The sequence below is a fragment of the Vibrio ruber DSM 16370 genome (assembly GCF_900163965.1).
GTDB lineage: Bacteria > Pseudomonadota > Gammaproteobacteria > Enterobacterales > Vibrionaceae > Vibrio > Vibrio ruber.
In genome coordinates, this window is record NZ_FULE01000039.1 from 121,974 (window position 1) to 135,609 (window position 13,636).

At 45.3% G+C, this 13,636-nt stretch carries 9 protein-coding genes, 1 tRNA gene and 1 rRNA gene; 5 read left to right on the forward strand and 6 right to left on the reverse strand.

Translation table 11 applies throughout. From position 1 onward, the window contains the following. Window positions 1-101: 101 nt before the first annotated feature. Both pckA and VR7878_RS14815 read left to right on the forward strand, forming a co-directional pair. Complete coding sequence (gene pckA, locus VR7878_RS14810; RefSeq protein WP_077336840.1) at window positions 102-1,733, forward strand: phosphoenolpyruvate carboxykinase (ATP); 1,632 nt, start codon at window positions 102-104, stop codon at window positions 1,731-1,733. 122 nt (window positions 1,734-1,855) lie between these two features. Beyond that, window positions 1,856-3,784 carry an AsmA family protein gene (locus VR7878_RS14815; RefSeq protein WP_077336841.1) on the forward strand — a complete coding sequence of 643 codons (1,929 nt, stop codon included), beginning with the start codon at window positions 1,856-1,858 and terminating at the stop codon, window positions 3,782-3,784. Here VR7878_RS14815 and VR7878_RS14820 read toward each other — a convergent pair. The 4 genes from VR7878_RS14820 to typA form a co-directional block, all read right to left on the reverse strand. Then, window positions 3,770-4,687 carry a bifunctional GNAT family N-acetyltransferase/hotdog fold thioesterase gene (locus tag VR7878_RS14820; RefSeq protein WP_077336842.1) on the reverse strand — a complete coding sequence of 306 codons (918 nt, stop codon included), beginning with the start codon at window positions 4,685-4,687 and terminating at the stop codon, window positions 3,770-3,772. The two genes, VR7878_RS14815 and VR7878_RS14820, sit on opposite strands and share 15 nt — an antisense overlap. Window positions 4,688-4,708: 21 nt before the next feature. Continuing rightward, window positions 4,709-5,143: a D-aminoacyl-tRNA deacylase gene (gene dtd, locus VR7878_RS14825; protein WP_077336843.1), complete on the reverse strand. Its 435-nt coding sequence runs from the start codon at window positions 5,141-5,143 to the stop codon at window positions 4,709-4,711. Next, on the reverse strand, window positions 5,115-6,011 hold the full coding sequence (locus VR7878_RS14830; RefSeq protein ID WP_077336844.1) for a virulence factor BrkB family protein: 897 nt from the start codon (window positions 6,009-6,011) through the stop codon (window positions 5,115-5,117). Before VR7878_RS14830 ends, dtd begins: the two co-directional genes overlap by 29 nt. 252 nt (window positions 6,012-6,263) lie before the next feature. Then, a complete protein-coding gene (typA, locus tag VR7878_RS14835; RefSeq protein ID WP_077336854.1) occupies window positions 6,264-8,093 on the reverse strand; it encodes a translational GTPase TypA in 1,830 nt (609 codons plus the stop codon). 543 nt (window positions 8,094-8,636) lie between these two features. Here typA and glnA point away from each other — a divergent pair. From glnA to glnG, 3 genes are all read left to right on the forward strand, one after another. After that, on the forward strand, window positions 8,637-10,046 hold the full coding sequence (gene glnA, locus VR7878_RS14840; RefSeq protein WP_077336845.1) for a glutamate--ammonia ligase: 1,410 nt from the start codon (window positions 8,637-8,639) through the stop codon (window positions 10,044-10,046). A 315-nt stretch (window positions 10,047-10,361) separates the two neighbouring features. Next, window positions 10,362-11,411 (forward strand): nitrogen regulation protein NR(II), encoded by a 1,050-nt coding sequence (gene glnL / locus VR7878_RS14845; RefSeq protein WP_077336846.1) that lies wholly within the window; start codon window positions 10,362-10,364, stop codon window positions 11,409-11,411. A gap of 108 nt (window positions 11,412-11,519) precedes the next feature. Next, on the forward strand, window positions 11,520-12,923 hold the full coding sequence (gene glnG / locus VR7878_RS14850; RefSeq protein ID WP_077336847.1) for a nitrogen regulation protein NR(I): 1,404 nt from the start codon (window positions 11,520-11,522) through the stop codon (window positions 12,921-12,923). Window positions 12,924-13,136: 213 nt separating this feature from the next. Here glnG and VR7878_RS14855 read toward each other — a convergent pair. Both VR7878_RS14855 and rrf read right to left on the reverse strand, forming a co-directional pair. Beyond that, a tRNA-Asp gene (locus VR7878_RS14855) sits at window positions 13,137-13,213 on the reverse strand. A 162-nt stretch (window positions 13,214-13,375) separates the two neighbouring features. Next, window positions 13,376-13,491, reverse strand: a 5S ribosomal RNA gene (rrf, locus tag VR7878_RS14860). Window positions 13,492-13,636 lie beyond the last annotated feature (145 nt).

A 13,636-nucleotide genomic window follows, 5' to 3' on the forward strand; every position in this document is an offset into this window, starting at 1 on the left:
AACCATCTCCCTGTTTTGGATGGTGCTCGTTGCTAGCATGGCATACAGGTTAAATAAAAGAATTCTTACAAAATCTCTACAATTCCTACAAAGGAGCACCTATGACCGTAATGGAACAAATAAAGGCTGCAAATATGGATCTGACCTCTTATGGCATCACCGATGTCACCGAAGTTATTCATAACCCAAGTTATGAGCAGTTATTCGACGAAGAAACAGCCCCTAACTTAGAAGGTTATGAAAAAGGTATCGTGACCGAGTTAGGCGCGGTTGCTGTTGATACCGGCATTTTTACCGGCCGTTCCCCAAAAGATAAATACATTGTGAAAGATGACACGACAAAAGATAATTTTTGGTGGACGTCTGACACAGTCAAGAATGATAACAAACCCATTACTCAGGCAGTTTGGGATGATCTAAAACAACTGGTCACCAAACAGCTTTCCGGGAAACGGTTGTTTGTGGTCGATGGTTACTGTGGTGCCAACCCAGACACTCGTCTTTGTGTTCGCTTTATCACAGAAGTTGCTTGGCAAGCACATTTTGTGAAAAACATGTTTATCCGTCCAAGTGAGGAAGAACTGGCCACGTTTGAACCTAACTTTGTGGTGATGAATGGGGCGAAATGCACCAATTCAAACTGGGAAGCTCATGGCCTGAACTCAGAAAACTTTACGGTCTTTAACCTGACAGAGAAAATGCAGCTGATTGGCGGCACTTGGTATGGCGGCGAAATGAAGAAAGGTATTTTCGCCATGATGAATTATTTCTTGCCACTCAAAGGCATTGCATCAATGCACTGCTCTGCCAATATGGGTAAAGATGGTGATGTTGCCGTTTTCTTCGGTCTATCCGGTACCGGGAAAACAACATTATCGACCGATCCCAAACGAGCGCTGATTGGTGATGACGAACACGGCTGGGATGATGATGGTGTCTTCAACTTTGAGGGCGGATGCTATGCCAAGACCATCAAACTATCCAAAGAAGCTGAGCCTGATATTTACCATGCGATTCGCAGAGATGCCTTGCTAGAAAACGTCACCGTTCGTGCTGATGGCACTGTCGATTTCGATGATGGGTCCAAAACAGAAAATACACGTGTTTCTTATCCGATTTATCATATTGATAATATCGTTAAACCCGTTTCGAAAGGCGGACATGCAAGTAAGGTTATCTTCTTATCTGCTGATGCGTTCGGTGTGCTGCCTCCGGTTTCCAAGCTGACACCTGAGCAGACCAAGTATCACTTCCTCTCCGGTTTTACCGCAAAACTGGCAGGTACAGAGCGTGGCATTACTGAACCGACGCCAACATTCTCCGCTTGTTTCGGGGCTGCATTCCTGACATTGCACCCAACCAAATATGCGGAAGTGCTGGTCAAACGTATGAAAGCAGCGGGTGCAGAAGCTTATCTCGTCAATACTGGCTGGAATGGTACCGGGAAACGGATTTCAATTCAGGATACCCGGGCGATCATTGATGCCATCCTTGATGGTTCGATCGAGAAAGCATCAACCAAAACCATCCCGATCTTTAATCTTGAAGTTCCAACGTCATTACCAAACGTGAATTCTGAGATTCTCGATCCGCGGGATACATATGTCGATGCACTGCAATGGGAAAGCAAAGCTAAAGACCTCGCCTCTCGTTTTGTGAAAAACTTTGCTAAATATACCGATAATGATGAAGGCAAAGCACTCATTTCTGCCGGACCGCAAATCGACGAATAAACCGTTTAAAATATCAGCAAGCCCCTATTTTCAGGGGCTTTTTTCTAATAACACAAATTTTGTTGAAGCAAAGCGATTTTTGTTCCAATCTGTTAGGCCGAATGAATCAATGGTCTTAAACAATGAAAACAGGCATTATCCGGATATTTCTTGTATCTCTTCTGCTTATCCTGATGGGGCTCACCGCCGGGATCGTGGTGATTCAGTCTCGCTATCTCACACCTGTTGCGCAATGGACCATCCAAAAAATAGGATTCCCGGATTTTCACGCTCAGCAAATTAGTTACCAATATCCGTTTCACCTGAAATTTGAGCACGTCACACTCTCTCAACAACTCGCTCCGCTCCAAACTGTCGATGTATGGCTCAACCCTGACCAAAGCACCCTCAGCCAGCTCGTATTCGACAGTGTACTCATTGATGGGCTCACCCTAAGCAACGAGCGTGAATCTCTACCTGCTTCGTTACAGACCCTAAAAATCAACCAACTCGCTATCCGCAACCTTTCGGTTACAACCCCCGACGATCTGATCATTCACGGGCTCAATGTGCAAATTCAGAACCCGACTTGGAATGCGGCAAACGCTTATCTACCTTATGGTGATATCCAGCTGTATGCGTCTCAGGTTATGTGGCAAGGAGAAACGCTCACCGATCTGCTCATGACGGGTAGCTATCAATCACAACATAGCCAGATCGATAGCCTGACCGCAAAATGGCGAGGAGCTTCACTTTCCTTGCAAGCAGAAACGAACGGACAACGCTGGTCCATCGAGAATTTAACCACAGAGAAGTTGAACTTGTCTCAGTCTCAGTTGCAACAACTGTCGCATAAATTCCGGGATCTGATTGAACAGCATATCGCACAAATTGAGCGGCTTGATCTGTTAAACAGCCAACTCAATATGCCACGTATCCAGTTAAATAATTTTGATTTATCCCTCACAGATTTTTACCCGGCCGCATCAGGGGCGCTCTGGAAACAGAATCATGCAGTGCTTTCATTAGATGCAGAAAGCCTGGTACTCGATAAAATGATGTGGATAGAGCCCAGTATCAACCTTATCCTGACCCCCGGCCAGTTAGATGTCGATGACTTTAGTGCAACGCTCATGGACGGCCAGTTCCATGCATCCGGCTCAATCACACCCGAGGCGGTAACTATCCGGGATTTACAGGCTCAGAGTGTGAAAATGTTTATCGAGTCAGGTTCTGAGCCTGACTTCATTTGGCTTGCATCACTCATACCCTCATTCAAACAAGTGAATGTCGAACAACTGAAGATTCGGAACAGCCAGGTTATCCAGCTCGCCCATCAGCCTTATTGGCAATTATCAGGGATCAATACGGATATCGATCAGGCTCAACTGCTCAATGATCAACAGTGGGGGCTATGGCAGGGTACTGCGAGAGTTTCCGTCAATAATCTCAGCTATGGTCAGTTCGTAGTATCCCAAGGATTAGTCGAAATGCACAGTCAGGCGCAGAACTGGATACTGGATCGACTATTTCTTCCTTTCTCCAAAGGATATCTGGCCGCCAAAGGACAATGGCAATATGGATTGAAAGGTGCACCATGGCAATTTTCAGTTGACGCGGATAGCCTGCCCCTGAATCTGTTTAAACATCTTCCGCTCCACCTGAAGGGTATTGCTGATTTGTCAGGTTCGGCGCAGGGGCTTTCCGGAGACGCCGTGATTATCAATCACACTTTAAGTGGCTTATTGAATCTGGATATCCGAGAGGGTCAACTCCAGCTACCGGACAGCAATGAGCAGCCAAGAGATTTTTCCATAAATGATATTAAAATCACCGGAGACCGAGGAAAACTAACCGTACCTGAAGTGCACTTAACAGCCGACGCACTCAATGCAACCATCAGCGGCCACTGGGATTTAACTCAGTCTGAAGCAGGCTCGTTAACACTCGCGGTGACAACCGGGGAGAAACAAACGCATTACAACTTACTCGAACCGGCGAAAACAGTACCACAGGCTCCCCAGTCCGAATCAGGCTCTACACAAGAAGCCCAGCATTCATCGGCCAATTAACGTCTTATAATTTGGGATTAACATGTAGGTTCCGACAAACTGAACCGCAGGTTGATCCCCACTTTTAATCGTTACATTCACAATGATCCGGGCTTTACGCCCAGACTCGAGACGATCCAGATCCCCACTGATATCATCTAATGAGGTCACAGCGAGCGGACTCTCCCAAACAGGCTGACGATAGCGAATCCGGCTATCGACCATCACAATATCACCGTAAAGATTGCGCTCTCGCATCAGTAACCATGCCATCCCCCACCCAGTCAGAGTTGCCAGAGTAAAGGCGGAACCCGCAAACATCGTATTATGTGGGTTAATATTCGGATTCATCGGTGCGTAACACTCAAACTGATAGCCGGTGTACTGATTAATCTTGATGCCCATTTTTTCGCTGATCGGGATTTGGTTCTCCCAGCGTTCCTGCAACTCGGAACACCACTGCGGTTTACGCTGAACATTCGCCATCGGATCCAGCGTTTTCACCATCTGCTGATGCCGGACAGGGCCACGTTCATCACTCAATTCACCACGGCGCTCAAAGCCGTTTTTCTCATAAAAAGCGATAGCATCTTCTCTGGCATTACATACCAGTCGCTTCGCGCCCTCCTGACGGGCAAGTGACTCTAATGTCACTAAGAGCAGCGACCCCATCCCCCGACTCCGACGATTCGCTTTAACCGCCATATAACGGATCTGTCCTTCACAGTCCGGGGTAATGTATAGCCGACCGACAGCCATCGGACGTCCCCGACTATCGACAATCATCCGATGATGGCTCATTGGGTCATATTCGTCCCGCTCAGATCCCAATGGCAAATGCCATGGCTCTCGCAGCATTTGCCAGCGAAATAAATAGTATTTATTCAGCTGGTTCTCCGTCTGAGGACTGATAATCTTAAACATGAATTATCCCTATCTTATTGATTAAACCTGCAACCAGAAGGTCACCGGTCCATCATTCACCAACGCAACTTTCATATCCGCGGCAAAGCATCCCCTTGCTGTCGGAAGAATGCTTGCACACTGCTCAGCGAAATAATCATACAACCGCTCAGCATCTGCCGGTGCAGCACCACGAGAAAATCCGGCGCGTGTTCCCTTCTTTGTATCTGCCGGTAATGTAAATTGTGAAACGACTAGCACTTCGCCCCCGATTTGTTGAACATTGAGATTCATCTTCCCTTGTTCATCTTCAAACACGCGGTAGGTGGTTACCCGTTCAACCAGACGCTTAGCCTTGGTTTCATCATCACCTTTTTCAACCCCCAGCAATACCAGTAACCCTTGACCAATATTTCCGACAACCGATCCATCTACAGTCACGGATGCTTCACTTACTCTCTGAATCAGTGCGATCACGATGTGTTCCTTTTTCTCCACCATTATCAGCCGATTCTGCGGATTTTAGCATGTCTTGATACCAATATTCATGTTCACCCAGAGATGCAGTGACTTCTGCACCCAACAAGACAATCAACCAAGAGAAGTAAACCCAGATAAACAGAATCGGAATGGCGGCCAACGCCCCGTAGATGACCTGATAAGAAGGGAAATGGGTAATATAGGCAGCGAATCCCGCTTTACTGACTTCAAACAGTAAAGCGGCAACGAGAGCGCCTGATAACGCGTGTGTCAGCTTCACTTTTTTATTCGGAACAAGCACATATAAACCGGTGAATGCTGCAAATGAGAGGAGAAACGGTAGCCTTCTGAGTACCCACTGAGAGAACCCATGCAAGGTCTCGTTTGAGACCAGATTCAGTGACATAATATAGGATGTCACAGCCAGACTTGCCCCTACCAGCAGCGGACCTAGCGTCAGCACCATCCAGTACATTGAAAAAGAGAAAACCCAGCGACGCTTCTGGTGAACCCGCCAGATATAATTCAACATTTTATCAATGTTAGAAATCAGCGTCAGTGCTACGATAAATAGAAACAATCCCCCTAACGCCGTCATTTTGCTGGTATTAGATACAAAGTCATGCAATGCCTGATTCACCGCTTCACCAGCAGCGGGCAAAAAATGCGTAATTACAAATGCCTGAATCACTTCTCCGGCATCATTAAAAGCCGAAAAAGCGGATAAAACCGAGAGTAAAACGGTGACCATCGGAACAAAAGACAATAACGAGATATAAGCCAGATATCCCGCATTCACCTGAATGCGATCATGAAGAACCCGGTACCATAAGTATCGGGTAAAAATGACGCCAGTATCGATCATTTTTTGTGTATTCAATACAGCTACCTCATCAACATATCGTGGTGATTATATAGATGAAAAATCATTGTTGAGAAATGATATGCAAACTAGGGGAATAATATTACCCTTGATATCAATTGCGCAAGAATATGCATTTAGATTAGCAGACTAGCAGGATATTCACTGCGTGACCATCTCATCCCACGAATAACCCGCCGATAAAAAAGGCGGAAACAATGTTCCGCCTTTACTACATCATCGTTCTATAGCGATTTACTTACCGCCACGATTCGCTCTTTTACGATCATTTTCAGTAAGATACCGCTTACGGATTCGGATGCTCGCAGGCGTTACTTCAACCAGTTCATCATCATCGATAAATTCGATCGCTTGCTCTAATGTGAATTTAATCGCGGGAGACAGAACCTGTGCTTCATCAGTACCAGAAGCTCGAACGTTAGTCAGCTGCTTACCTTTCAAACAGTTTACAGTTAAATCATTCGAACGGTTATGAATACCAATAACTTGCCCTTCATAAACTTCATCAGCGTGTTCAGCGAACAGACGTCCACGCTCCTGCAAGTTAAACAATGCATAGGTTAGCGCTTTACCTGTCGCATTAGAAATCAACACGCCATTATTACGTTGCCCGATAGAGCCACCTTTGTGTGGACCATAATGATCAAAAGTATGGTAAAGCAGACCTGAACCAGAAGTCAGTGTCATAAACTCCGTTTGGAAGCCGATCAAGCCACGAGAAGGCATGATGAAGTCCATACGAACGCGACCTTTGCCGTCCGGAGACATATCTTTCAACTCACCTTTACGGATACCGATATTCTCCATGATGCCACCTTGATGCTCTTCCATCACATCAATAGTCACCACTTCAAAAGGTTCAAGTAGCTGGCCATTCTCTTCTTTCAGAATAACTTCCGGACGAGAAACTGCGAGTTCAAATCCTTCACGACGCATATTCTCGATCAAAATCGACAAGTGCAATTCACCACGACCGGATACTCGGAATTTATCAGGGTCATCTGTTTGTTCAACGCGCAGCGCAACGTTATGAACCAGCTCTTTTTCCAAGCGCTCAAGAATATTACGAGATGTGACAAATTTCCCTTCTTTGCCGGCAAACGGTGAAGTATTAACCTGGAAAGTCATCGTAACGGTCGGCTCATCAACTGAAAGTGCCGGCAATGCTTCAACATTATTCACATCACAAATAGTGTCTGAGATTTTCAGCTCACCCAGACCAGTAATGGCGACAATGTCACCAGCTGTGGCACGCTCAACTTCGTGCCGTTCCAGCCCCAGATAACCGAGAACCGTTCCGACTTTACCGTTTCTCTTCTTACCATCTGCACCAATAATGCTCACTTGCTGGTTCGATTTAACGGTTCCGCGTGTAACTCTGCCGACACCGATAACACCGACATAAGAGCTATAATCTAACTGGGAAATTTGCATCTGCAACGGTCCATCCAGATCAACATCAGGTGAAGCGACGTTATCAACGATGGTTTGGAAAAGAGGTTCCATATTCTCGCCGGTTTCGCCTTCTTCTAGCGAAGCCCAGCCGTTTAGTGCTGACGCGTAAACTACCTGAAAATCCAATTGCTCATCTGATGCGCCTAGATTATCAAATAGGTCAAAGACTTGATCCATTACCCAATCAGGACGTGCGCCTGGTCGGTCAATTTTGTTAATAACCACAATAGGTTTCAAACCATGCGCAAATGCTTTTTGCGTTACGAAACGGGTTTGTGGCATTGGGCCATCAACGGCATCAACGATAAGCAGGACAGAGTCAACCATAGACATAATACGCTCAACTTCACCACCGAAGTCCGCGTGTCCGGGGGTGTCAACGATATTGATGTGGTGATCGTGCCAGTTAATCGCTGTATTCTTAGCTAGGATTGTAATTCCACGCTCTTTCTCAATATCATTCGAGTCCATGACTCGTTCTTCAACTTCACCGCGAGACTGTAAAGTTCCGGATTGTTGTAATAGCTTATCAACCAAGGTTGTTTTACCGTGGTCAACGTGCGCAATGATCGCAATATTTCTTAGTTTATCAATCTGTGGTGTTGTCATGGATTCATCATCATTGTCAAAGTTCAATTCCCGCTCTTTGATGTAACTGGATTTCGGGATAAAAAAAACGCTCAATAATGTACCAGATTTTGAAGAAATGCCCAGAAATATGTGATCTAAAACAAGCCTATTTCTTCTGTCAGTACATTAAATCACTCTTCTATAGTTTAGTCTCTGTAATCCGCCCCGTTCAAAAAACCATTGTGATCAAAACTTTTCACGACTAGAAAGTAGAAAAAACCATCAAATGCCGTTTGACAAATTGCCTGTTCATAGGGCTGAATAGAAGGGCATTTGGCAACTATTGGTGCAATCCAAATCAGAACGCACCAAATTAGTGCAATGCGCAAATCATTTTAGTGCAATGATTGATAATTGAAAGCCCATTATCTCACTAATGCATTGAATTAAAAGGATTTTTAATCATGGCACGATTTTGGCTAATAAAGTTTCAGCTTCAATTAACGTGATGAACACAAAGTTAATCGATGCTTAAACCAAGTCGAGCTTTTACCGATTTTTAAACACTGGAGGTTGTCCAAGATGTCAGTAGAAAATGTTCTATCGCTGATCCAAGAAAACGAAGTTAAGTTTGTTGATTTACGCTTTACAGATACAAAGGGTAAAGAGCAACACGTTTCTATTCCTGCTCACCAAATCGATGCTGACTTCTTCGAAGAAGGTAAAATGTTTGATGGTTCATCTATTGCCGGCTGGAAAGGAATTAACGAATCTGACATGGTTTTAATGCCAGATGCCTCAACTGCTGTTTTAGACCCATTTACAGAAGACTCCACAATCAATATCCGTTGTGACATTTTAGAGCCGACAACCATGCAAGGTTATGATCGCGATCCTCGCTCTATTGCACAACGCGCTGAAGAATATATGCGTTCTACAGGTATCGCGGACACCGTACTATTCGGCCCAGAACCAGAATTCTTCCTGTTTGACGATGTAAAATACGCAACGAACATGTCTGGCTCTTTCTACAAAATCGATGATATCGAAGCTGCATGGAACACAGGCTCAGACGTTGAAGGCGGAAACAAAGGTCACCGTCCGGGCGTTAAAGGCGGGTACTTCCCTGTTGCTCCTGTGGACTCTTCTCAAGACATTCGTAGTGCAATGTGTCTGATTATGGAAGAGATGGGACTGGTTGTTGAAGCGCACCACCACGAAGTTGCAACCGCAGGTCAAAATGAGATCGCTTGCCGTTTCAATACCATGACATTGAAAGCAGATGAGATCCAAATCTATAAGTACGTTGTCCATAACGTTGCTCATGCATTTGGTAAAACTGCGACATTTATGCCGAAACCACTTGTCGGAGACAATGGTTCAGGTATGCACTGTCACCAATCTCTGGCAAAAGACGGTGTCAACTTGTTTGCCGGTGATAAATACGGCGGTTTGTCTGAAACTGCGTTATTCTACATCGGTGGTATCATCAAGCACGCTCGCGCAATCAACGCATTCGCAAACGCTTCAACAAACTCATACAAGCGTCTGGTTCCAGGATTCGAAGCACCGGTTATGCTTGCTTATTCTGCTCGTAACCGTAGTGCATCAATCCGTATCCCAGTCGTGCCAAGCCCTAAAGCACGTCGTATCGAAGTTCGTTTCCCAGACCCAACAGCCAACCCATATCTGGCTTTTGCTGCAATGCTGATGGCTGGTCTAGACGGAATCAAGAACAAGATTCACCCTGGAGATTCAGCAGATAAAGACCTGTATGATCTACCGGCAGAAGAAGCGGCACAAATTCCAACAGTTGCCGAGTCTCTCCAACAAGCATTAGAAGCTTTGGATGCAGATCGTGAGTTCTTAACTGCGGGTGGTGTATTCTCTGATGATTTCATCGATTCTTATATCGCGCTGAAATCAGATGATGTGACTCGTATCAATATGACGACTCACCCACTTGAATTCGACATGTACTACTCTGTATAAGTCTACATTCATACCCATATTATCAGGCTCGCCTCTGGCGAGCCTTTTTTATACCAAATGAAGATTACTTATTGAAATATCATCATAAATCTTTTCACAAACCTCACAAATAAAGAGCATATCGGGCAAGATAATTGCATCCATATTTAATGTAATCAACCATGGCTGCAGTTGTCATGAAATTAGACTCAAAGTGCTGTTGAGCGGACTGATTTCAAAGAAGAGAGACTTGTATTTATCCCTTAGTTAGCCATACTCATTCTATCAACGCACCACTTTTGTGCAATGCGTCATTTTGGAACATGGTAACCATTCATGAGTAGTGAACTTAGTACAACAATATTGAATAATATTGTGACATCCACACTAATACTGGATGAGTCTTTATGCGTGCGCTATGCGAACCCTTCAGCAGAACAGTTATTCTCACAGAGTGCTAAGCGGATTATCAACCAACCTCTATCCAATTTAATTCAACATGCATCGCTTGATCTCGCGCTTCTCTCGCAACCATTGCAGAGTGGCCAAAGTATTACCGACAGTGACGTAACATTTGTGGTTGATGGTAAACCCCTGATGTTAGAGGTCACCGTCAGCCCGTTAACTTGGCAAAAACAATTAATGCTGTTAGTCGAGATGAGAAAGATTGGTCAACAGCGCCGTCTCAGTCAGGAACTAAATCAACACGCCCAACAACAGGCAGCGAAGCTACTCGTACGGGGATTAGCTCATGAGATTAAGAATCCACTGGGAGGACTGCGGGGAGCGGCACAGTTATTAGAAAGGATGCTCCCGGATCAGAGCCTGACAGAGTATACACAAATTATTATTGAACAGGCTGACCGCTTACGCTCTTTGGTTGATCGACTCCTCGGACCGCAAAAACCAGGGAAAAAGCGGTCTGAAAATTTGCACTTAATCCTCGAAAAAGTCCGTCAATTGATCGAACTCGATGCACGTTCTCATCTTGTGATTGAACGTGATTATGACCCAAGTTTGCCCAATATTATGATGGATATGGATCAAATTGAGCAGGCGTTACTGAATATAGTCAGTAATGCTGCACAAATTTTGTCATCACAACAACATGGTAAAATCACCCTTCGCACCAGAACGGTGCATCAAGCCAATATACATGGTCAACGACACAAACTGGTTGCCCGAATTGAAGTGATTGATAACGGCCCGGGAATTCCAAACGAGTTACAAGATACTCTCTTCTATCCGATGGTCAGCGGAAGAGAAGGGGGCAGCGGGCTGGGGTTATCGATTTCTCAGAATTTAATAGATCAACATAATGGCAAGATTGAGGTTGAAAGCTGGCCGGGACGGACCGTTTTTACCATCTATCTTCCGATAAATTAATCATGATGAACCGTTCAATAATATCAACCAATGAACGAACCATTGACAGAACAAAAATTTTAATGCTTTTCAACGTTAGTCACAGATGCTGTTTAAGGAATACTGATTATGAGTAAAGGATACGTGTGGGTTGTCGATGACGATAGCTCTATTCGATGGGTGATGGAAAAAACCCTGTCTTCGGCCAACATCAAATGTGAAACTTTCTCTGACGCAGAAAGCGTTCTGATGGCGCTGGAAAGAGAATCACCTGACGTATTAGTATCCGACATACGTATGCCCGGTATCGATGGTATCGAGCTGTTACATCAAGTCCACTCTCGCTCACCAGAGCTCCCTATTATCATTATGACGGCTCATTCCGATCTGGATGCCGCAGTGAATGCCTATCAGAAAGGTGCTTTTGAATATCTCCCCAAGCCTTTTGATGTTGATGAAACACTCACATTAGTCGAACGTGCCATCGCTCACGGCCAAGAACAGCGAAAAGATCAGTCAGGTCGCCTAGCAAATACAGATGATACTCCTGAGATTATTGGCGAAGCTCCGGCCATGCAAGAAGTATTCAGAGCCATCGGACGTCTTTCACGTTCTTCGATTTCCGTTTTAATCAATGGCGAGTCAGGTACCGGGAAAGAGCTCGTCGCTCATGCTTTACATCGACATAGCCCACGCGCACAAAAACCATTTATCGCCTTAAACATGGCGGCAATTCCGAAGGATTTGATTGAATCCGAGTTATTCGGTCATGAAAAAGGGGCATTTACCGGCGCCAATAACGTCCGGCAGGGGCGTTTTGAACAAGCCAATGGCGGGACACTCTTTCTGGATGAGATCGGCGATATGCCGCTCGATATTCAAACCCGGTTACTGCGAGTTCTGGCCGATGGACAATTTTATCGTGTTGGCGGACATTCAGCGATCAAAGTGGATGTCCGAATTGTTGCTGCAACACATCAAAACCTTGAGAAACTTGTTCATCAAGGTAAGTTCCGGGAGGATTTATTCCACCGCTTAAACGTTATCCGGATTCAAATACCGGCACTCAGAGAGCGTCGTCAGGATATCGAGAAGCTGACTAAACATTTTCTGGCACTTGCTGCCAAAGAGCTTGGCGTGGAGATGAAAACACTGCATCCCAAATCATTAGAAATGCTCAATCGTCTCGATTGGCCGGGCAATGTACGACAATTAGAAAACATGTGCCGTTGGTTAACCGTTATGGCAAGCGGCACAGAAGTTCTTCCGAATGACTTACCTTCAGAGCTATTGTCAGAAAAGAAAAATATTGAATTCGATAATGATACCAGCTGGCAGAAACAATTAGATGCTTGGGCGCGAACGGCTTTATCTGCCGGAGAAACTGATCTCCTATCCTATGCATTACCTGAATTTGAGCGAATTCTATTGGAAGCAGCTTTAAATCATACCAACGGGCATAAGCAAGATGCAGCCAAAGTGCTAGGATGGGGACGAAATACCTTAACCCGGAAGCTAAAAGAGCTCTACTAAATCCTCGGCTCATTGTTCGAAACAGAAGCCAGCTTTAGTGACTATTTCTTTAGCCAAGAATAGTCACTACTTCCCACTCGAGTTTGTTTTCAAAAGAAAGGCGAACCCACTGAACGACCGCGCCACTTTCGGCTGCCGGTGAAACTGACAGGCATTTATCTCTCCGCCAGATACGAAAAAACCCCAGCATCGCTGCTGAGGTCTTCAAATCAGTGGCGGAGCGGACGGGACTCGAACCCGCGACCCCCGGCGTGACAGGCCGGTATTCTAACCAACTGAACTACCGCTCCACTGGTATAGCGCTCTAAATAAAGTCTTACCGATAACCGCTTTATTTAGAAGTTTGTCGCTGTGCGATGAGGATTTTGAAGCGAGAAGCGCAGTGTGCAAACGCACATGAGCATCGCAGCTATCAAAAGCATCAAGCTTCAGTAGACAAACTGTAAATTAAAGCCTGGCGATGTCCTACTCTCACATGAGGAGACCCCACACTACCATCGGCGCTGTTTCGTTTCACGACTGAGTTCGGCATGGAGTCAGGTGGGTCCAAAACGCTATGGTCGCCAAGCAAATTCTTTAATTCGGAAAGCTGTTTTCTTTGTTCTCTACACAATCAAATTGTTCTTAATGAGCCACAAAACCCCTTCGGTGTTGTATGGTTAAGTCTCACGGGCAATTAGTACAGGTTAGCTCAACGCCTCACAGCGCTTACA

Coding starts and splice junctions, on each gene's coding strand:
- glnL (WP_077336846.1), top strand. CDS start 10,362: ATGAGTAGTGAACTTAGTACAACAATATTGAATAATATTGTGACATCC.
- typA (WP_077336854.1), bottom strand. CDS start 8,093: ATGACAACACCACAGATTGATAAACTAAGAAATATTGCGATCATTGCG.
- VR7878_RS14820 (WP_077336842.1), bottom strand. CDS start 4,687: ATGTTTAAGATTATCAGTCCTCAGACGGAGAACCAGCTGAATAAATAC.
- glnG (WP_077336847.1), top strand. CDS start 11,520: ATGAGTAAAGGATACGTGTGGGTTGTCGATGACGATAGCTCTATTCGA.
- VR7878_RS14830 (WP_077336844.1), bottom strand. CDS start 6,011: ATGATCGATACTGGCGTCATTTTTACCCGATACTTATGGTACCGGGTT.
- VR7878_RS14815 (WP_077336841.1), top strand. CDS start 1,856: ATGAAAACAGGCATTATCCGGATATTTCTTGTATCTCTTCTGCTTATC.
- pckA (WP_077336840.1), top strand. CDS start 102: ATGACCGTAATGGAACAAATAAAGGCTGCAAATATGGATCTGACCTCT.
- glnA (WP_077336845.1), top strand. CDS start 8,637: ATGTCAGTAGAAAATGTTCTATCGCTGATCCAAGAAAACGAAGTTAAG.